Annotated in this window: 16 protein-coding genes; 4 read left to right on the forward strand and 12 right to left on the reverse strand. The window is 59.8% G+C overall.

Annotation, left to right across the window (positions count from 1 at the left end; genetic code table 11):
• Nucleotides 1–5: 5 nt before the first annotated feature.
• The 10 genes from GGD46_RS22585 to GGD46_RS22630 form a co-directional block, all read right to left on the reverse strand.
• Nucleotides 6–1067: a class I SAM-dependent methyltransferase gene (locus tag GGD46_RS22585; RefSeq protein WP_184708157.1), complete on the reverse strand. Its 1062-nt coding sequence runs from the start codon at nucleotides 1065–1067 to the stop codon at nucleotides 6–8.
• A 185-nt stretch (nucleotides 1068–1252) separates the two neighbouring features.
• The gene (locus tag GGD46_RS22590; RefSeq protein WP_184708158.1) at nucleotides 1253–1804 is read right to left on the reverse strand and encodes a glutathione peroxidase; all 552 of its coding nucleotides are present in this window, start codon (nucleotides 1802–1804) and stop codon (nucleotides 1253–1255) included.
• A 79-nt stretch (nucleotides 1805–1883) separates the two neighbouring features.
• Nucleotides 1884–3731: an ABC transporter ATP-binding protein gene (locus tag GGD46_RS22595; protein ID WP_184708160.1), complete on the reverse strand. Its 1848-nt coding sequence runs from the start codon at nucleotides 3729–3731 to the stop codon at nucleotides 1884–1886.
• A gap of 48 nt (nucleotides 3732–3779) precedes the next feature.
• Nucleotides 3780–5567 (reverse strand): gamma-glutamyltransferase family protein, encoded by a 1788-nt coding sequence (locus tag GGD46_RS22600; RefSeq protein ID WP_184708162.1) that lies wholly within the window; start codon nucleotides 5565–5567, stop codon nucleotides 3780–3782.
• Nucleotides 5568–5591: 24 nt separating this feature from the next.
• Complete coding sequence (locus tag GGD46_RS22605) at nucleotides 5592–6470, reverse strand: ABC transporter permease (protein ID WP_184708164.1); 879 nt, start codon at nucleotides 6468–6470, stop codon at nucleotides 5592–5594.
• Complete coding sequence (locus GGD46_RS22610; RefSeq protein WP_184708166.1) at nucleotides 6467–7414, reverse strand: ABC transporter permease; 948 nt, start codon at nucleotides 7412–7414, stop codon at nucleotides 6467–6469. Before GGD46_RS22610 ends, GGD46_RS22605 begins: the two co-directional genes overlap by 4 nt.
• 67 nt (nucleotides 7415–7481) lie before the next feature.
• The gene (locus tag GGD46_RS22615; RefSeq protein ID WP_184708168.1) at nucleotides 7482–8990 is read right to left on the reverse strand and encodes an ABC transporter substrate-binding protein; all 1509 of its coding nucleotides are present in this window, start codon (nucleotides 8988–8990) and stop codon (nucleotides 7482–7484) included.
• Between the two features lie 82 nt (nucleotides 8991–9072).
• On the reverse strand, nucleotides 9073–9810 hold the full coding sequence (locus GGD46_RS22620; protein WP_184708170.1) for a FadR/GntR family transcriptional regulator: 738 nt from the start codon (nucleotides 9808–9810) through the stop codon (nucleotides 9073–9075).
• 186 nt (nucleotides 9811–9996) lie between these two features.
• The gene (locus tag GGD46_RS22625) at nucleotides 9997–11439 is read right to left on the reverse strand and encodes a M81 family metallopeptidase (protein ID WP_184708172.1); all 1443 of its coding nucleotides are present in this window, start codon (nucleotides 11437–11439) and stop codon (nucleotides 9997–9999) included.
• A gap of 7 nt (nucleotides 11440–11446) precedes the next feature.
• A complete protein-coding gene (locus tag GGD46_RS22630) occupies nucleotides 11447–12478 on the reverse strand; it encodes an ROK family protein (protein WP_246806448.1) in 1032 nt (343 codons plus the stop codon).
• 411 nt (nucleotides 12479–12889) lie between these two features.
• Between GGD46_RS22630 and GGD46_RS22635 the strand changes: the two genes are divergently transcribed.
• Nucleotides 12890–14386: an MDR family MFS transporter gene (locus GGD46_RS22635; protein WP_184708176.1), complete on the forward strand. Its 1497-nt coding sequence runs from the start codon at nucleotides 12890–12892 to the stop codon at nucleotides 14384–14386.
• Between the two features lie 170 nt (nucleotides 14387–14556).
• Here the strand turns inward: GGD46_RS22635 and GGD46_RS22640 are convergent, their stop codons facing one another.
• Nucleotides 14557–15351, reverse strand: coding sequence for a FadR/GntR family transcriptional regulator (locus GGD46_RS22640; protein WP_184708178.1), 795 nt, complete (start codon nucleotides 15349–15351; stop codon nucleotides 14557–14559).
• 416 nt (nucleotides 15352–15767) lie between these two features.
• Here GGD46_RS22640 and GGD46_RS22645 point away from each other — a divergent pair, with 416 nt between their 5' ends.
• Nucleotides 15768–17231, forward strand: coding sequence for a DHA2 family efflux MFS transporter permease subunit (locus GGD46_RS22645; RefSeq protein ID WP_210325678.1), 1464 nt, complete (start codon nucleotides 15768–15770; stop codon nucleotides 17229–17231).
• Between the two features lie 12 nt (nucleotides 17232–17243).
• On the opposite strand, the gene GGD46_RS22650 is transcribed toward GGD46_RS22645, so the two are convergent.
• The gene (locus GGD46_RS22650; protein WP_184708182.1) at nucleotides 17244–17384 is read right to left on the reverse strand and encodes a hypothetical protein; all 141 of its coding nucleotides are present in this window, start codon (nucleotides 17382–17384) and stop codon (nucleotides 17244–17246) included.
• Between the two features lie 257 nt (nucleotides 17385–17641).
• Here GGD46_RS22650 and GGD46_RS22655 point away from each other — a divergent pair, with 257 nt between their 5' ends.
• Together GGD46_RS22655 and GGD46_RS22660 are read left to right on the forward strand one after the other, a co-directional pair.
• Nucleotides 17642–18688 (forward strand): NAD(P)-dependent alcohol dehydrogenase, encoded by a 1047-nt coding sequence (locus GGD46_RS22655; protein WP_184708184.1) that lies wholly within the window; start codon nucleotides 17642–17644, stop codon nucleotides 18686–18688.
• A 224-nt stretch (nucleotides 18689–18912) separates the two neighbouring features.
• Nucleotides 18913–20655: a cation:proton antiporter gene (locus tag GGD46_RS22660; protein WP_184708186.1), complete on the forward strand. Its 1743-nt coding sequence runs from the start codon at nucleotides 18913–18915 to the stop codon at nucleotides 20653–20655.
• Nucleotides 20656–20662: the final 7 nt, after the last annotated feature.

Consider the following 20662-nt stretch of genomic DNA (forward strand, 5'->3'; position numbering starts at 1 on the left):
ACGCCTCATGCCTTGACCTCGAAGACCATGTTGAATGGTGTTTCGGTGGCTTTGCGGAAATGAGAATAGCCTGCATCCATCGCAACCTTGCGCAGCTTCAGTTCACCCGCCTGCGCGCCTAAACCCAGCCCAACTTCCTGGGATAGTGACGCCGGCGTGCAAATCATCGTGGATGCGCCATAGAAGACGCGCCCAACGGGATTGAGATTGTCCTTCAGGCAATCATGCGCAAAGGGTTCGACGATCATCCAGATACCGTCATCCGCAAGGCATTCCTTGACATGTTTGCCTGCACCGACAGGATCACCCATATCGTGCAGACAATCGAACATCGCGACGAGATCGTAGTCGACGGCCGGGAAATCCTTGGCGCTTGCCTGCTCGAACGTGATGCGGTCGGCAACGCCCGCTTCCTTCGCAGCGGCTTTTGCTCGCTCGATGGAAGGCAGATGATAGTCAAAGCCGAAGAACGTCGAGTTCGGATAGGCTTGCGCCATCAGGATGGTCGAAGCGCCGTGGCCGCAGCCTACATCGGCAACCATGGCACCGGCCTTTAGCTTTTCCTCCATGCCGTTCAGTGCCGGTATCCATTCCGAAACGAGATGGCTGTTGTAGCCAGGCCGGAAGAAGCGCTCTGTTCCACGAAACAGGCAGGCGTTGTGCTCATGCCAGCCGAGGCCGCTGCCGGTCTTGAAGGCATTGGCGATTTTGGGCTCGTCGAGCCACATGGATTGTACGACATCGAAGGCGCCGGTGAAAAAGGCCGGGCTATTCTCCTCGGCAAACACCATCGCCTGCTCCGGCGACAGATAGAAGCGTTCGGTCCCGTCGTCGTAGCTGACATAGTCGGCCGCGGCCTGCGCCGACAGCCACTCGCGCACGTAGCGTTCCTTCACGCCGACTTTGTCGGCCAATTCCGCCGACGTCATCGGCGTCCCGTCCGCCATGGCCCGGAACAGGCCCAGATGGTCCCCGAGTGTTACCAATACGCCCGAGACCGCCGCACCGAGATCGCCGACCAAGCGTCCGACGAGGCTATCGAGTTTCTGCATATCAGGTTCGCGCATGACATCCTCCCATCAGAATTGATGCAGCATTCCGTCATGATGTATTCGAATAGGAAATCATACTCCCGGGCAGCCGGGCGCGCAATTAAGCCATCCGGTTGAGCGTGCTCTGCGCCGCCCAGCAGGAAATGCAACCTATTGACGCAATTGGTCGTTTCTGGCGTTCAGAAAGGCATCTTGGGGCTTTAGTTTGACTGCGCCAGTTCCTTCTCCAAAACGGACAGAAGGCGAGGGTCGTCCGGCGTCACGTCCGGTGCGAAGCGTGCCACGACCTTGCCGTTGCGGCCGATCAGGAATTTCTCGAAATTCCAGACAACGCCGCCGTCCTGCCCGGTTTCCAGACCGTGCTTTGCAAGACGTTCGCGCATCGGCCCATCGCCGGTTGCTTCGACGCCTGACGCGATCAGGCCGTTATAGAGAGGATGCCGGTCTTGGCCGGTTACGGCGATCTTGGAAAACATCGGGAATTGCACGTCGTAGGTCAGCGTGCAGAAGCTCAGAATGTCCTCGTTCGTACCGGGTTCCTGTCCCTTAAAATCGTTGGCGGGGAAGCCGGCGATGACAAGACCTTCGTCGCGCTTGTCTTCGTAGAGCTTTTCCAACGCCTCATACTGAACGGTCAGCCCGCATTTGGAGGCGACGTTGACGACCATGATGACCTTGCCGCGATAATCGGCAAGCGTCGTATCGCCGCCATCGATCCTTTTCACCGGAATATCGAGCACGCTGTCAGTCATTATCTTCACTCCAATCCTTTGGAAAAGCAGGATGCCGATATTTGTCTGGATTTCAACGCCGTCAAGGTCAGAAATGAGTTCAGGCGGCGTCAATTCGAACCAGATGACCACTCGATACTTCGCGATATTGCCGAACGGGCGGCTTGTAGCCGACCGGCCGAACCGGGCTCTTCAGTTCATCGACGGAAAGATTGCGCTTGATACCGCGCCGCGCAGGATCCGGAACAGGAACGGCCGCCATCAACTTTTTCGTATAGCTATGTTGCGGGTTCTCGAACACCGAGGCGCGCGGGCCGATTTCGACGATTTCGCCGAGATACATGACCGCCACGCGATGGCTGACGCGCTCGACGACGGCCATGTCATGCGAGATGAAGAGAAATGACAGGTTGAGATTCTGCTGCAGATCCATCAAGAGGTTACAAACCTGCGCCTTGATGGACACGTCAAGCGCCGAGACGCTTTCATCGGCGACGATGACCTTGGGATCGAGTGCGAGCGCGCGTGCGATGCAGATACGCTGACGCTGTCCGCCCGAGAACTCATGGGGATAACGGCTCATCATATCCGCATTCAGACCCACACGCTCCAAAAGGTCGACCGCCTTCTCCCGCGCTTGTGAGCGGGAGCCGAGGCGATGTTCGATGAAGGGTTCGGCGACCGTCGATCCAATTGTCATCCGCGGATTGAGGCTTGCGAACGGATCCTGAAAGATCATCTGGATGCTGCGCCGCATTCGGCGCAGATCGCCCGTATTGAGCTTCATCACATCATAGCCGTCGAGATGGACGTCGCCTGATTTCGGATTGACGAGGCGCATGATGGAGCGACCGGTTGTCGATTTGCCGCAGCCGGATTCACCGACCAGCGACAGGGTTTCCCCCTGGGCAAGATTGAAGGAGACGTTTTCGACGGCGTGAATGGCGCCGGTGGGGCGGGCGAACAGGCCGCCGCGAAGATCAAACCGGGTGACGAGGTTTTTAACCTCAAGCACGGGTGGCTTGGCATAGTCGATCGCATCGGCGAGCGCAGTTGGTTCTTTACGTTCGCCGGTGCCGATATCGACGATCGGAAAGCGCAGCGGCCGCGGCTGTTCCTTCATCGAGCCAAGCTTCGGCACGGCCGATAGCAAGGCGCGCGTATAGGGATGCCGGCCACGATGGAAAATATCGTCCGTCTTGCCGGTCTCGACCGCCTCGCCGCGATACATGACGATGGTGCGATCGGAAATCTCGGCGACGACACCCATGTCGTGCGTGATGAAGAGGACGGACATGCCTTCCTCCTCCTGCAGCACTTTGATGAGGTCGAGGATCTGTCCCTGAATGGTCACGTCGAGAGCGGTCGTCGGCTCATCGGCGATCAAAAGCTTCGGGCGTGAGGCAAGTGCCATGGCAATCATCACGCGCTGGCGCATGCCGCCGGAAAACTGATGCGGATATTCGTCGAAGCGCGAGGATGCGTTGGGGATGCGCACCTTTTCCAGCAACCGGATCGTCTCGGCGCGGGATTCCGCCTTGGAGATGTCACCATGGCAGGTGAGTGCCTCGGAAATCTGCCGGCCGATGGTGAAGATCGGGTTGAGTGATGTCATCGGCTCCTGGAAGATCATCGCGATGTCCTTGCCTCTGACGTCGCGCATTTCACCTTCCGAAAGGGGGAGGATGTCCCGGCCGTTCAACTTGACGGTGCCTTCGATGCGGCTGCTGGCTTTGGCAAGCAGCCGCATGATCGACAGTGAGGTCACGCTCTTGCCGGAGCCGCTTTCTCCGACGATTGCAACGGTTTCGCCCGGCATGATGTCAAAGGAGATATTCCTGACTACCTGACGCCATTCGCCATCGACGAGAAAAGATGTCGTCAGATTGGACACCGACAGAACGGGTCGAGTGCCCGGATCGGCTTGCTGCGCCTTCGTGGTCGTCATGAAATCCCCTTTTCCTGTTCTTGCACTTGGCGCAGCTGAGAGCGGCAGCTATCGTCCAATAGCGTAGGCCTGCATAAGTCGCGGCGTCGCGGCCGCGCGTAGCAGGCCGTCCGCGTCGCGCCTTGCTGCAGTGAGACGCCCGACCGTCCACTCCGGCGCAACCGTCAACTGATGACCCTTTCTGCGCAGCGCATCGAGAACGTCCACGCTGAAATTCGCTTCCGCCGTAAGGCCGCCCGGTTCGCGCGTGCGCGGATAGAAGGAGCTCGGGAAATGCGTGCTATGGAATAGCGGCTTGTCGATCGCTTCCTGCAGGTTCAGCCCGTGGTGGACATAGCGCAGGAAGAAGGAGAGCTGCCATTGCTCCTGTTGATCGCCCCCGGGGGTGCCGAAGGCGAGTGTCGGTCGACCCTCGTGCAGCGCTAGCGTCGGCGTCAATGTCGTACGCGGCCGCTTGCCCGGCGCAAGCGAGGAGGGCAGGCCATGCTTCAGCCAGAACATCTGCGCGCGCGAATTCAGGCAGAAGCCGAGGCCGGGGATGATCGGCGAGGATTGCAGCCAACCACCGGACGGTGTGACCGATACCATGTTGCCCTCGCGGTCGATCACGTCGATATGCACGGTATCGCCGCGCTTTTCAGTGAGATGCGACATGGTGGGCTCGTAGACCGGGCCGCTTTTGGCCTCCGGCGCTTCGAGCATCTGCATGGTAAGGTCATACTGGCTCTCGAATCCGGCCAGCTTGCCCGGCCGCAAGGCGAGTGAAGCTTCCGGTGTGATCAGCCTGCGACGTTTTTCGGCATAGGCATCGGAAAGGAGCGTCTCAACCGGCACGGCCGAAAAATTCGGATCGCCGTAATAGACTTCGCGATCGGCAAAGGCGAGTTTCATGGCTTCGGTGACGGTATGCACGAAATCGGCACCGGCCGGGTCCATGCCGGCAACATCGAAGCCCTTCAGAAGAGACAGGGTTTGCAGGAAAACCGGTCCCTGGCCCCAGGGGCCGATCTTCGCGACATTCCAGCCGTGATAGTCATAGGTCAGTGGCTCCTCGACTGTGGCGGACCAGTTGGCCATGTCCTCCGCGTTCAACACGCCCTTGTGACGCTTACCGCTCGCATCCATGACTTCGGTCTTGCTGACGTAGCGATCAATCGCCTCGGCGACAAAGCCGCGGTAATAGGCATCTCGGGCGGCCTCAACCTGCGCCTCGCGACCGCTTTTGCTCTCAGCTTCGGCGACGATGCGCTTCCAGGTTTCGGCGAGAACGGGGTTCTTGAAATTGGACCACGGCCGAGGAGCGGAGCCTCCGGGGAGCCAGGTCTCGTAGGAAGTTGGCCATTCTTTGCGGTAGAAATCAGCCAGTCCCTCGATGGTCGCAGACACGCGCGGAAGAGCAGGGTGGCCATTCTCGGCGTAGTGGATCGCGGGTTCGAGAACGTCGCGGACGGTCAACGTGCCATAGTCGCGCAGCATCAGCATCCAGCCGTCAAAGGCGCCGGGGATGACGGTGGCGAGTAGGCCGTCGCCGGGGATGAGCGACAGACCCTCGCTCGTATAATGCTCGATCGTCGCACCGGCCGGCGCCGATCCCTGGGCGCAGATGACCTCGACCTTGTCCTTCTTCTTCGAATAGAGAATGGCCGGCATGTCACCTCCTGGCCCGCAAAGATGCGGTTCGACGATCTGGAGCACGAAGCCGGTGGCAACCGCTGCGTCGAAGGCATTACCGCCTTTTTCGAGGATGCTCATGCCGACGGCAGACGCAATCCAGTGCGTCGAGGTGACGACGCCGAAAGTGCCGAGGATTTCGGGGCGGGTGGTGAATGCAGTCATAGGGGGGCATCCTTTTGGGTTTAGTCATGCTTCGCGCGGGTCCAGCGCATCGCGCAGGCCGTCGCCGAGGAGATTGAAGCCGATCACGACGAGGAAGATGGCGGCACCCGGCCACATGGCCATCCAGGGCGCCTGTTCCAGATAGTTTTTCGCGACGTTGAGCATCGAGCCCCAGCTTGCGGCGGGTGGCTGCTGGCCGAGCCCGAGGAAGGAGAGACTCGCCTCGGCGATGATAGCCGTCGCTATCGTCAGCGTTGCCTGCACGAGAATGGGAGCAAAGACGTTCGGCAAGATATAGCGAGTGATGATGCTGACGTGGCGCAGACCGATCGACCGGGCACCTTCGACATATTCCTCCGTCTTGACCGCCAGTACCTGGCCGCGTGTCAGCCGCACAAAGACCGGTGTTGCTGATAGCCCGATCGCGATCATTGCATTGGTGAGGCTCGGTCCGAGAAAGGCGGCAAGCGCAATGGCGGTGATAAGGAAGGGCATCGCCAGAAAGGCTTCGGTAATGCGCGAGATGATCTGGTCGATCCAGCCGTCGTAGTACCCGGAGATCAGGCCAAACGGCACGCCGATCAGGACTGCGATGGCGACAGAAAACACACCCGCCATCAGCGATGCCCGCGCGCCCCAGATCATGCGGGACAGGATGTCCCGGCCGAGATCGTCGGTGCCAAGCCAATGGGCAGCCGACGGCGCCTTGCGGATCGCCGACCAGCTTGTGGCGATCGGATCAGCGATTGGCAGGAGCGGGGCAAGCGCGGCAAGTGCCGTGAAAAAGAAGATGATCCCAAGCCCGACCAAGGCACCCTTGTTGGCTTTTAGCTTACGCCAAGCCCTGTTGGGCACGCGCTTGGCGGAAGGCTGCGCGACATTTGCCTGAACGATCGAGCTCATAGGGCTGCCCTCATGCGCGGATTGAGGAGGACGTAGAGAATATCGGCAATCAGGTTCATCGCGATGAAGCCGATGGCCGTGCATAGCACCACGCCCTGGACGACCGCGTAATCCCGGTTGAAGACCGCATCGACGATCAGCTTGCCGAAGCCGGGGATGGTGAAGATCTGCTCCGTCAGCACCGCCCCAGCCAGCAGCTCGCCGAAAAGCAGGGCGCTAACGGTGATAACGGGCAGGATGGCGTTGCGGAAACTGTGCTGCAGGATCACGGCCGTCTCCGGCAAGCCCTTGGCTCGTGCCGTGCGGATATAGTCGGCGCTGAGCACGCTCAGCATGGAGGAGCGGGTGTGGCGCATCAGTGTGGCGGCCAGCGCGTTGCCAAGCACGAAGGCCGGCATCAGCATGGTCTGGATCGAACGCCAGGGATCCTCGAAGAACGGCTGGTATCCGGATGCCGGCAACCAGTGGAGCTTTACCGAAACCAGCAGGATCAGCATGATGCCCAGCCAGAAGTTCGGCACGGACAGGCCGCAAAGGGCAACGATATTGGCGAGAAAGTCGATGAAGGTATTCTTCTTCACTGCAGCCAGAATGCCCATTGGAATACCGATCACGAAGGCGAAGATCATCGACATGACGGCAAGCTGGATGGTGACGGGCAGCTTTTCGGCGACAAGCGTCAGGACGGGCTGATTGGTGCGCAGCGACACGCCGAGATCGCCTTTCGCGATCCCCTGCAGCCAGTAGCCATATTGGAAGATAACCGGGTCGTTCAGGCGATATTTTTCGCGGAGCAGCTCGAGCACTTGCGGATCGCGCTCTTCTCCCGCCATGGCGAGCACCGGATCGCCCGGCAACAACTTTTGCAGCGAGAAGACGAAGATCGAAATGATCAGCAGCGTCGGTATCGCGACGATCAGCCTCTTTCCAATATAACGATACATGGTTGGATCCTCGCCGCGCTATCGATGGTGGAAGCGCCATGCGGCAAAGCCGCATGGCATGGCTGGCTCAGTTGCTCTTCTTCACGCCGACAAGGCGGATCATGCCGTCAGGCGAGGGCAGGAAACCGGACACTTTCTTGTTGTAGCCCCAGATCCACGCCTGGTGTCCAAGGAAAGTGATCGGCAGATCATCGTTGAGGATTGCTTCGGCCGCATCGTATTTCTGCTTGCGCACCGCGTTGTCCTGCGATTGGCGGGCGTCGAGCAGCAGCTTGTCGACCTCCGGATTGCTGTACTTGGAATCGTTGAGGCCGGCGCCGGTCGTCACGAACTGCTGGATGTTGCCATCCGGATCGGAGCGGCCGGACCAGTCGGAGCGGCTGATCTGATAGTTGCCGGCCGTCTGCGCGTCGAGCAATGTCGCAAATTCCGTCGTCTTCAGCGTCACGTCGAAACCTGCCTCGGCGACCATCGATTGGATGATCTGCATCATCTGCATGGTGACGGGATTGTTCGAGACCATCATTTCAACAGGTACGCGATCAAAGCCGGCCGCCTTGACCAAAGCCTTGGCCTTATCGACGTCGCGGGCCGGCACCGGGATAGTCTTGTCGAACCAAGGGCTGTTCGGCGCAAAGGGCTGGTTGCCGGCAAGGCCCGTGCCGTCAAAGACGATCTGCATGGCGGCTTCGCGGTCGATTGCCAGGGAAAAGGCTTGACGCAGGCGCTTGTCCTTGCCCATCGGATTGTCGGCGCGCTGCCCATTGCCGACATTGGCATAGATGCCGAGCCAGCCGGTGCCGATCGCATCCGCGTAGACAAGATTGGGATCGCCCTTCACCGTGGCCGCGTCGGATGCGGCGAGACGGTCGATCATATCGAGATCGCCGGATCGCAGGTTTGCGAGGCGAACCGTCGTGTCCGGGATCGGCAGGTAGGTCACCTTGTCGATAAAGATATTGTCCCTGTTCCAGTAATCCTGGAACTTTTCGAGCACGATCCGGTCCTGCTGCACGCGCTCGACGAACTTGAACGGGCCGGAGCAAACCGGGTGGTCGCCGAATTTCGCACCGGAAGCCTTCGCCGCCGTTGGCGAAACCATCATGCCGGAGCGATCGGAAAGCTGGGCAAGCAGCGTGACATCGGGGGCCTTCAGGGTGAACGTGACCTGATATTCACTCGATGCCTCGACCTTGGCGACGGAAGAGAGCTCGCTCTTGCGGCGGGATTCCGGCATGGTCTGATAGCGCTGGATGTTGTCGACCACAGCCTGCGCATTGAACGGCGTTCCGTCCTGGAACTTGACGCCCTGACGCAGTTCCATCATCAGTTGCTTGCCGTCGTCAGACCATTTCCAGGATGTGGCGAGCTGCGGCACGAACTGCAGATCCGGGGTGACATCGACAAGCTTGTCGCAAAGGGCCGTATAGACGATACGGCCGACAAACGAGCGCGACTGTGCCGGGTCCAGTGCATCGGCATCATCCTGAAGGCCGATCTTGAGTTCAACAGCGAAGGCCGGCAAGGCAATCAGGACGCCGGCGGCAAGCGATGCCAGGAATTTGGTGATCTTCATTTCGTTCTCCTGATTATAGTTTTGTTGTGCGCAGATCCTGGCCGGTTTCCTCTCCGGTCATGGCCTGACTTGAGATTTTGGTTCAGCCCGCCTCACCGGCCGGCGACTCCTTTGCGTATTGCGCATCGAGAGAGGTGATGCGGGTCAGGCTCTCCTGAAGCATGAGAAGGTGTTCGCGCATGGCCTCGCCAGCCTTCATCGGGTTGCGCGCCGCAATCGCGTCGATGATTGCGATATGCTGCGCGTAGGAGACCGGGCGTGTCTTGTTGGTGCTGCGGGCCAATTCGCGAATGGTTTGCCAGGCCTCATCCTGTCGGACGTGATTGATGACGTCGAATATGGTCAGAAAGAACTGGTTGCCGGCACTCTCGGCGATGAGCCGATGCAAGGCGCCGTCCCAGAGTTCGCGGCTATCGGCATCGTCGCTGGCGGTGATCTTCTTCGTCAGCTCATACATGCGGTCGATGTCCGCAGGCTTGGCCCGCATGGCCGCCAACTGAGCCAATTGCGGCTCGATGCGCAGGCGCACTTCCATGACTTCCATGAGATCTGTGCCCGCAACGAGCGAGCTGACATGCTCGCTCCAGCCATTTGGTCGCTGTCCGGCATAGGTTCCCGAGCCCTGACGCCGCCAGACGCGCCCTTCTGCTTCCAACACCTCCAGTGCTCGTCGTATGGCTCGGCGGCTGACGCCAAAGGTCTCAGATAAGGCCCGTTCCGTCGGCAGCTTTCCATCGGCTGGCAAGCCATCCGAACTCAGCAAGCCCCGAAGCTTCTCCAGAGCATGAACCGAATTCTCCGGAAGGCTGTTGCTTGCCATGTCGAGGATGAACCAATTTGGAATTGGTTCGATTGAAATTCAACGCAACCGCTCCGTCAAGCTCTTTTTTGTGCAATTTTGACAATGCACAATGCTTGTGCGCAATGCTTCAAGGCGGCCTGCGATGTGCAGCCGCCTCGGGAAGGGTGAGGGAGCGAATATCCCCGGCGTTCGCCGGGGAAAGGTTCAGCGACCGACGGTGCGCGCCGAAAGCGCCGTCTCCGGCGTGAAGTCGAAATCCTTGTCGAAAGGGTAGGTGAGCTTCGTCTTCCGGGGCCGCGGCAGACGCTCAACGAACTGATCGACAACGCCGGGCGACAGCGCCATGAGATTCGGGTTGGCGATAGGAGCCAGCTCCGGCGAGAGATAGCCGGATTTGACCACGATGATTTTTGCCTTGTGGGGATCGAGGCCGAGACGGGTGAAGTCGGCGATGTTGTGATAGGGGCGGCGCTTGGCGGATAGCACAAGGTCTATGCCGCCGATCGAAACGACAGCTTGCGCGTCGCTGGCATCCTTCGTCTCAAGCAGGAATTTGACGGTGAAAGTGCCCTTGACCGGCTTGCTGCCCTTGGTGTCCAGCGATGCGCCGACGGAGAGATCAAGAGTGGCGCCGATGCCGGCTGCATAGCAAGCCTCGGTCGCAGCCCGGTCGGCGATGCCTGCGAAGATGACCCCTTCGGCCTTCTTTGCGAGGAGTTCGGCCAGCACGTCGGCGCGGTCGCCGACGCCGCCGCCAGTGGGATTGTCACCGGATTCGGCCAGAACAACGGGTGCGGTCGTGCTGGCAATTGCCTTGTCGACGCATTCTTCGGTTGAGCCGACCTCGCAACCGAAGACGAAGTCCTCGCGCACGTCCCAATAGGCTTGTGCCAGGCGCTTTGCCTCGCGTTCGAGAACGGCGTGATCCGTGCCAGTCATGATGACGGCTGCCGTGCAGCGCGGTTCGTCGGCCCACACGTAGCCGACCATCAGGGAGGCATCCCAGATGCCGTCGATGGCATCGATCTCGGGAAGCCGATCGTAGAGGCTCTTTGCCGGCTCGTCGACCGTGCTGGTGCGTTCGCCCGGAAGCACGACGGGGATCGGCGCCCAGAGCAGGATCGGTTTTACGCCGGTCTTCAGGCTTTCCGTCAGCATCTTGACGGCACGGCGCATCGTTTCCTCGACATCGATATGCGGTGCGGTGCGATAGGTGGAGTACATGTCGAGCGCGTCGATGATGCGCTGCGTGACGTTGCCGTGGAGGTCGTAGCTGGCCGAGACCGTGCAATCGTCGCCGACGAGGGCACGCGCAGCGCTGATCCAATCGCCTTCGGCATCTTCCATGCCTTCGACATACATGGCGCCGTGCATGGCAAGGTAGAGTCCGTCGAGCGGCAAGAGGGGTTTCAGGCGCTCCAGGAATTCCGCCTTGAACGCTTCGTAGGTGTGGCGGGCGACCGGGCCGCCGGCGATAGCCCTGGCGTGAATGGTTGGCAGGAATTCGCCGTCGTAATCCCTAAGAAAGGCAAAATAGGGCGCGGCCGCCAGCTCTTCGCCGCGAAGAACGCGAAAGTCCTTTTCCTCATTCAGAACGGGATTATAGGTGCTGCATTCAATATGAATGCCTCCGACGGCAATGCGCATGGGAACCTCAATTCGGGGTGGGACCAATCAGAAAATTGTGAGCGGCAATGCTGGCGGCACCCCGCGCCCAGACGTCGCGATCGACGCGATGGGTGCGGATCGGCGTCTGCCCGGCGTAGCGCGGCAATACATTTGCCTCGGCCGTCTGCCGCATGACGGTGCCGAAAAGGCCATCGAAGCGCCCCTCGACATGGGCGATCAGGATCATGCCGGGATCGTTGAACTGGATCAGGTGAGCGATGGCCAGCCCGAGGGCATTGCCGGCTCGATGCAGAACGCGCACGGCGGCTGCATTTCCGCGCGCCGCTTCGGTTTCCAGGTCCTCGATCGAATGGCAGGAAAGGCCTTCCGCCTTGGCCATTTCCCTGATTGCCTTTAGCGAAGCGACGGTATCGAGGCAGCCGCGCTTGCCGCAGCGGCAGGGCGAACCGCCCGGCTCTATAGTGCAATGGGCGATCTCGCCAGCACCGCCGTGATTGCCACGGTAAAGCTTGCCGCCGATAAAGTGAGCGCAGCCTATGCCGTCATCGAAGGAGACGACGCTGAAATTCTGCACGTCGCGGGCGCTACCAAACAACTTCTCGCTGACGGCAACCGCCTTGGCGTCGTTTTCGATGAATGTGTCGATGCCGCACTTCTGGCTAATGATCTGAGCCAGGGGCACATCCTGCCATCCAAGCAAAGTAGACTGAACGCAGTTTGCCTGTCTCTCGTCGACGAAACCGGAAAGAGCGACACCAAGACCGTAGAGCTTTCGCTTGGCATCCTTCCGACCGGACAGCAGCTTCGGCAGAGCATCGGCGATCAACCCGGCAATGACGCCCGGATCGCGCGACAGCGGCATGGTCTGCCGTGCGAGAATATTGCCGTTGAAGTCGCTCAGCACCAGCGGCGCGGGATCTTCCAGCAAGGATATGCCGACGAAGAAGGCGCCTTCGGGATGCAGATCAAGCAGAATCGATGGGCGTCCCTGGCCCTGGACCGTCTCTGTCTCGTGCAGGACGCCAAGCGCGATCAGATCGCGAGCGATCCCGCTCATGGCGGCCTTGCTGAGCCCCATGGACGCAGCCAGGGCGGTGCGGCTCGATGGCCCGGATTGCCCGATGACCCTTAGAAGCTGTTGTTGAGAAGAGGTAAGCAATTCAACGTTCCGCCCGCATTTTTCCCGACCATAAGTTCAGGAAATAAACAAATCAACGGAAATAAATTTTTCTGGGAGCCAAACTGAGCATGGAGCCGGCAAATTCTGCGGAAATTCCCATCACCGGCGTCCGCATTTAAACAGTTGACATCGGCCCCTACCAATATGCAATGCTTATTATAACGATTCAGCAGGCTTAGCCCTCCCGTCGCCTCGTCTTCCGACGTCGATTCCAAAATCAACACCCGATCCTGGCCGCTCGGCGGCCCGCGTGTCCGATGTCAGGCGCCGCAGTCAGAAAGGAACACCATGTCCACTACGGTCGACCGTTCGAGACGCCCGTTGGTCATCGTCTCGATCATGCTGGCGACCTTCATGGTTGCCGTCGAAGCGACCATTGTCGCGACCGCCATGCCGCATATTGTGGGTCAGCTTGGCGGCTTCACCTATTACAGCTGGGTGTTCTCCGCCTTTCTGCTCGCACAATCCACGACGACGGTCATTTACGGCAAGCTTTCCGATATTTTCGGGCGCAAGCCGATGCTGATCGGCGGAATTCTTATTTTTCTGGTGGGGTCTGCGCTTGCGGGTTTTGCCTGGTCGATGGCCTCGCTGATCGCTTTCCGATTGCTTCAGGGGCTCGGCGCCGGCGCCATTCAGCCCGTGACGATGACCGTCGTCGGCGATCTCTACAAGCTGGAGGAGCGGGCCAAGGTGCAGGGCGCGCTCGCCAGCGTCTGGGCTGTTTCGGCCGTCATCGGTCCGCTTGCAGGCGGCCTCATCGTCGATCATTTCTCCTGGGCCTGGATTTTCTGGATCAACCTGCCCGTTGGCGTTCTGGCCATTGCGGGCTTCATATTCTTTCTGCACGAGCGTATCACGCCGCGTGAGGCGAAGATCGACTATCTCGGCACGATCCTGTTCTCGATATCGATCATATCGCTGCTGGTCATTCTGACGGAGACCGATGCCGGCTTTGCCGTCCTCTGTCCGCTTGCCATTGTCTTCGTGGTCAGCGGTATTCTGTTCCTATGGCAGGAACGGCGCGCGCCCGAGCCGATCATTTCGATCGCACTTTGGAGCCGGCGTCTCATCGCCACCAGCAATGCCGCGACGTTGCTTGCGGGCATGGCCCTCATCGGTCTGACGACAGTTTTGCCGATCTATGTGCAGGGTGTCCTCGGCCGTTCGCCGCTGGAGGCCGGCTTCACCTTGACGATGCTGATCGTCGGGTGGCCGCTCGCGGTCATGCTCTCGAGCCGGTTCTTTCGCACCTTCGGGATCCGCCGGACATTGCGCTTCGGCAGCTTCATGTTTCCGCTCGGCGCGTTGTTTCTGTTGTTTCTCACCCCTGAAAGCAGCCCGGTGATTGCGGGTATCGGCTCCTTCCTGATGGGTTTCGGCATGGGCCTCATCAGCCTCACCAGCGTCGTCCTCGTCCAGGAAAGCGTCGAGTGGTCGATGCGCGGCAGCGCCACTGCGTCGATCATTTTCTCACGCAGTCTCGGCAATACGCTTGGTGCGACGGCGCTCGGTGCAATTATGAATGTCGGCATAGCGCATTACGGCAGCGGCGAACTGGCAAGCAGGCTTCACGATATCCTCAATCAGCCGACGGGCCTTTCAAACCTCGGCGGTGACCCGGCGATCAGAAATGTCTTCGATGCCGCCTTGCATTGGAGTTTCTGGGGTGTCGTCGCCGTCGCCGTCACGACCTTTGCAACGATCTGGCTGATCCCGGTTGCTCACGATGCCGGCGGCCGCTCGACGCTCAAGGCCGATGCGCAGGATGCGATGACGCATTGATACAGTAGGGCCGGCATTGCTCCAATCGCACTGCCGGCATTTCTCTCTGCATCGATGCTGGAGCATGTCGCGTAAAAGTGCGTAGCGGTTTTGCGGCAACGACATGCGCAGAAAGGATGGCTTAAAGCACAGGAAGCGAATCTCAGGGATCGCGACCTGCTTTAACGCGATCAGAAGTCGCGATAGTTGACCAGCCAGGAATCCAGCAGGCGCCGTGACGCCTGAAGTGCGGCCTCGGCATCGCGCGCAGCAATCGCGTCGAGGATGGCTTTGTGATAAGGCAGGGCGTTCTTCTGGCCCGCCGCAACGTCCTCATGGCCGGAAAGCGTGCGGTTGGCATAGATCCCGACCGCGATCAGGTCGATCAGCTGCGAATAGATCATGTTGTGCGTGGCGGCGAAGATCGCGGTGTGGAAGCGCAGGTCGGCATCCGCATTGGTGTCGATGTCGCCAATACTGGCGACCATTTCCTCATAGGCGGAGCGAATGGCGGCGATGTCCTCATCCGTGCAGCGCGCCGCTGCGCGTGCCGTCGCCTCCGGCTCAAGGGCCAGCCTGAGATCCTTGATCGCCCGCATGATCTCTACGGAAGGCCCAGTCTCATAGTACCAGACCATGACATCCGTATCGAGGTGATGCCAGTTGCTGCGTTCCTTGACGCGAGTGCCCACGCGCGTTTTGATCTCGACCAGGCCCTTTCCGGCGAGGCACTTCATTGCTTCGCGGATAACAGTGCGACTAATACCGAATTGTTCGACCAGGTCCGGCTCGTTCGGCAATGTCGTGCCGGCCGGATAGCGTCCGCCGACGATACGGCGACCGAGCTCGTGGACGAAATAGCCGAAGACGCCGCGGCGCGGGGTCGTACCGTATTTTCGCACAAAGGCATCGAATGGTGACTGCGCTACGATCAGTTTCGACTCCGGAGTGACCGGAGTGGGCATTGCGTCAGGGCCATGTTTCATTATGCGGGGCTCTCGTTCCTATTGATGCGACGTCGTGAAACCGGCCGTCAGCTCTTGTCGGCTGGGAGGTTTCTGTACCGGCGTCTCGGCTGCCTCGGGCTGTTCCATAGTGTTCTTGTTTCAATGTTGTCGTTCTTCGTGCGGCGTATTCAGGCGGAAAAGCCTAGCATGTCTTCCACATGAATGCCTACTGGCTGCCGTTGACCGGTCTGTTTCCGGTTGCGAGCTCAAGAACAGCGTATCGGATACCTCCATTCGCAGTGCAGGCTGCGGCAGTGCGGTGATCAAGTTGCGCACCGTCCCTTAAGCGAAACGTGATCGGCCAAGCGAGAAATGTGGCGATTTTCACCTATCGTAAACGTTCCCGAACCGATTAAATGACGTGGAGTGCGAGGAGGATTCGAGGTGATCGACGGATGACGGACATGTCTACGCGCGGGGAAAAGGAGAAGATGCAGGCAGCCGGTTCCCGCTCGTTGTGGATCGCCCTGCTTGTTGCCGGCGCGTTCTTCATGGAGAATTTGGATGGTACCGTCATCGCAACCGCGTTGCCGCAGATGGCCGTATCCTTCGGTGCCCGTCCCGTCGATCTCAATATCGGCATGAGCGCCTATCTTCTGACGCTCGGTGTCTTCATCCCGATCAGCGGCTGGATCAGCGATCGCTTCGGCGCGCGCCTGGTATTTACCACGGCAGTCGTGATCTTCACGCTTGCCTCGGTTCTGTGCGGCTTTGCCAATGGGGTTGGTTCTTTTGTCGCGATGCGGATCCTGCAAGGCATCGGCGGTGCGATGATGGTGCCGGTCGGCCGTCTCGTTGTTTTGAACAACACGCCGAAAGACAAGTTGATTTCGGCGATTGCGACCATTACCTGGCCGGCGCTGGTCGCGCCGATCCTGGGGCCGCCGCTAGGTGGCTTCATTACCGATCATGCGAGCTGGCGCTGGATCTTCTTCCTTAATCTGCCACTTGGCATTTTGGCATTTGCCTTCGCGCTGATGCTCATTCCCGAAACGAAGACGACGGCGCGGCCGCCCTTCGATTGGGCGGGGTTCGTCCTCAGCGGTCTCGGGCTGGCAAGCTTAATGTATGGGCTGGAACTGATCGGTCGTCCAGATCCGGTCTGGATGGAGGCTTGGTCCTATGTTCTTGCCGGACTGATCCTGCTTGCCGTTTCGGTGTTTCATTTCCTCAGGGCAGAACATCCGCTCATCGATCTCTCGGGGCTGAAGCTGTCGACATTTGCGATCACGATTTCCGGTGGGTCGCTGTTCCGGGTCGCCATTGGTGCCGTGCCCTTTCTGCTGCCGTTGATGTTCCAGGTCGGCTTCGGGCTCAGCGCCTTTCATGCCGGCATGCTGACCCTGGCAGTCTTTGCCGGCAACCTGGCAATGAAGCCGGCCACGACGCCGATCTTGCGGCGCTTCGGGTTCAAGCCGGTGCTGATCGTCAACGGCATCCTGAATGCGATCTTCATCGCGGCCTGCGCCCTGTTCTCGCCGGACACACCGCTCTGGTTCATCGTGCCGGTATTGTTCATCGGCGGCATGTGCCGCTCGATGCATTTCACGGCACTGAATACAATCGCTTTTGCCGATATTCCACCGCAGCAGATGACCGGTGCCAACACGCTGTTCAGCACTGTTTTTCAGTTGACCATGGGCATGGGGATAGCCGTCGGCGCCATCGGTATTCGCATTGGCCAGGCGATCGGTGCTCCGCTCGGAGGGAACGGCATCGTCGCGATAGAATTTCGCATCGCCTTCGTGCTGCTTGGAATTATCGCGTTGCTGGCCGTTCTCGATTGCCTGCCGCTCGACCGCAAGGCTGGCGACAATGTTTCGCGCAAACCAAAGGTCAGCACGAAGAAGGCGGCATAAGATTATTCTCGCTCAATGGGGGTACTGGATAAGATTGTAGTGCAGCAACAGCGCGGGTATCGCCATCAGGATGATAAGAAGCATTGCAACGCTTGCCGTACGCACCAGCCTCATCCGCCGGGCGCGCTGGCCAGTCCAGTCATATACTGCCATGATAATCCCCTCCTGTTCCTCGATTATTAGAAAGGCAAGAAATGGAACTCCAGTCAATATTGGCAATGGGGTCGCTGAATAATCAGGATTTTCTAATACTCAAAGGCTTGGTGTTGTTACCCTGCGCCGATTGAGCGCGACTTGGATCACTGCAGAGCGACGATCGCTTCTTAGCATGCGATCGGGCGCGTATAAAGGACAAGGAATTCGATCCTGCGACAGCGGGATCATTGGCGCTTTGAAAGAGGAAGAGTGCGATGAGCAAGGTGCGTGCCCTGGTGCTGGAACGTCAGCATGAACTGGCAATCCGTGATATCGATCTGCCGCAGAAGGTCGGGCCAGGAGAGGTCAAGATCAAGATCCATACCGTCGGCGTTTGCGGGTCCGACGTGCATTACTATACGCATGGCAAGATCGGTCCGTTCGTCGTCAACGAACCGATGGTGCTTGGCCACGAGGCCGCGGGCACGATCGTCGAGGTTGGCGCCGGTGTGACGCATCTGAAGGTGGGCGATCGCGTCTGCATGGAGCCTGGGATTCCCGATCCCAACTCCAAGGCCAGCCGCCTCGGCATGTACAATGTCGATCCCGCCGTCACCTTTTGGGCGACGCCGCCGATCCATGGCGTGCTGACGCCCTTTGTCGTGCACCCAGCGAACTATACCTTCAAGCTGCCCGATAATGTGAGCTTTGCCGAAGGTGCGATGGTCGAGCCTTTTGCAGTCGGCATGCAGGCGGCGACCAAGGCACGTATCACGCCCGGCGACACGGCCGTCGTGCTTGGCGCCGGGCCGATCGGTATTATGGTGGCGATCGCGGCGCTGGCAGGCGGTTGCGCAAGGGCGATCGTTGCCGATCTGGCCCAGCCGAAGCTCGATATCGCAGCGCAGTATCAGGGCGTGATCCCGGTCAACATTCGCGAGAAGAACCTGCTTGAAGAGGTTGACCGCCTGACGGACGGCTGGGGCGCCGATGTAATCTTCGAATGCTCAGGCTCGCCCAAGGCCTGGGAGACTGTGATGGAGCTTCCCCGTCCGGGCGGCGTGATCGTTGCCGTGGGCCTGCCGGTCAATCCGGTCGGCTTCGACGTTTCGACCGCCTCGACCAAGGAAATCCGCATCGAGACGGTTTTTCGCTATGCGCATCAGTATGAGCGTTCGATCGCATTGATTGCCTCCGGTCGCGTCGATCTGAAACCGCTGATCTCGGAGACCTTCGCCTTCGAACAGTCCATCAAGGCCTTCGACCGCGCCGTCGAGGCCCGACCGACGGATGTGAAGCTACAGATCGTTCTGGATCAGTAAATTCCGACCATGTCACATCGCCTTGCCTTATGCCTGATATCGGGCTGTGCATCGGCGGGGCGATGTTTCATATCGGCGGTAGACGGCTTGGTAAAAGCGATGCTACTGCATGATTCCTTAAATCGGAAAACGATTTAAGGACAAATTATGCAGCAGATCTAAAGGTGCTGTAGTAGCCGGAAACAACGGAACAGGCTTGACGCCGTGAAACGGGAAGGATTGCCGTGCCGCACGACGTTGCATTGATCGCATTGATTGCCGCTGGCTTCGTGTTCGCGGCCGTTTTCGGCTATGTGGCCGACAGGCTGCGGTTGCCGCCGCTGGTCGGCTATCTGGTTGCCGGTGTCATCATCGGCTCATCCACACCCGGCTTCGTCGCCGACGTCTCGCTCGCCTCGCAATTGGCGGAGATCGGCGTCATCCTCCTGATGTTTGGTGTCGGCCTGCATTTCTCCGCCGCCGATCTCCTGGCGGTCCGTGGCGTCGCAATTCCCGGCGCCATCGGCCAGATTTTGATAGCCACCCTCCTGGGTATCGGCCTGACCTCACTTTGGGGATGGAGCTTCGGCGCAGGCGTCGTCTTCGGGCTTAGCCTTGCTGTTGCCAGTACGGTCGTGCTTCTGAAGGCGCTGGAGGAGCGCAATCTGGTGAGTTCGACCAATGGTCGCGTGGCTGTCGGCTGGCTCATCGTCGAGGATCTGGCCATGGTGCTGGCGCTTGTCCTGCTGCCGGCCTTTGCCGGTGTGATGGGCGGCCATGCGGACGCGGGCGATCACGCGGCATCAGGCTCGATCTGGCTGACGATCGGGATGACGCTCCTCAAGGTGGCGGCCTTCGCCGTCGTTGCGATCTTCCTCGGCCCGCGTGTCGTACCCTGGCTCCTGACTTCTGTTGCCCGAACGGGCTCGCGGGAACTCTTCACACTGTCCGTTCTGGCGATTGCGCTCGGTATCGCCTTCGGTGCGGCGGAGATATTTGGCGTTTCCTTTGCTCTCGGCGCGTTCTTCGCTGGGCTCGTGATGAGTGAATCCCATCTCAGCCATAGGGCTGCGGCCGACTCGCTGCCGTTGCAGAATGCGTTCTCGGTACTGTTCTTCGTTTCGGTCGGAATGCTGTTCGATCCGTCGGTATTGATCCGCGAGCCGCTGATGATCATCGGCGTGCTTGCGCTGATCATGCTGGGCAAGTCCTTAATCGCCTTCGGCGTCGTGCTCTTGCTCCGGTATCCCGCCACCATGGGCTTTGCGGTCGCGGCCGGTCTGGCACAGATCGGGGAATTCTCTTTCATCCTGGCCGGGCTTGGCGTTTCGCTGGGGCTTCTGTCCCGCGAGGGACAGGATCTCATTCTCGCAGGCGCAATCTTGTCGATCACGCTTAACCCGCTGGCTTTCTTTGCCATCGGCAAGCTCGAGACATGGACATTTGCCCGGTGGCCGTCGCTTGCGAACAGATACGGCATGGCAAAGCAGGACGGGCTACGCCGCGAATTGGCCGTCATCAACAAGCAGCGCGAGGAACGAGACCGCCAGCATCACCTCGAGATCGAGCAACTGATCGAGACATTCCCGATGTTCGCCGAACTGGACGATAATGCGCATGAAGAGCTCCTTCTGCTCTTCCGGCCGCGCTCGGCTTCTCCCGGCGACCGCGTCATCCGCACCGGCGATCGCGGCGACAGCATGTTCTTCATCGCATCCGGTGCCGTCGAAGTGCAACTCGAGGAAGACGAAATTCCGCTCGGTGCCGGGTCGTTCTTCGGCGAAATGGCCCTGCTGACGGGTGCACGCCGCACCGCCGATGTCGTTGCCGTCGACTTTTGTCAGCTCTTCGTTCTGGAACGCCGCGACTTTAACCTGTTCATGTCGCGCCATCCGCAGTTGCGCGCCGCCGTCAGCCGGATGGCGAGGGAGCGGCAGGAAAGCAACGTGTCACGCCAGCGGCGCGACCAGTCGCTCGATGCGGGCTGATTGCTTC

The sequence above is a fragment of the Martinezella lusitana genome, assembly GCF_014207095.1.
GTDB classification, from domain to species: domain Bacteria; phylum Pseudomonadota; class Alphaproteobacteria; order Rhizobiales; family Rhizobiaceae; genus Rhizobium; species Rhizobium lusitanum_B.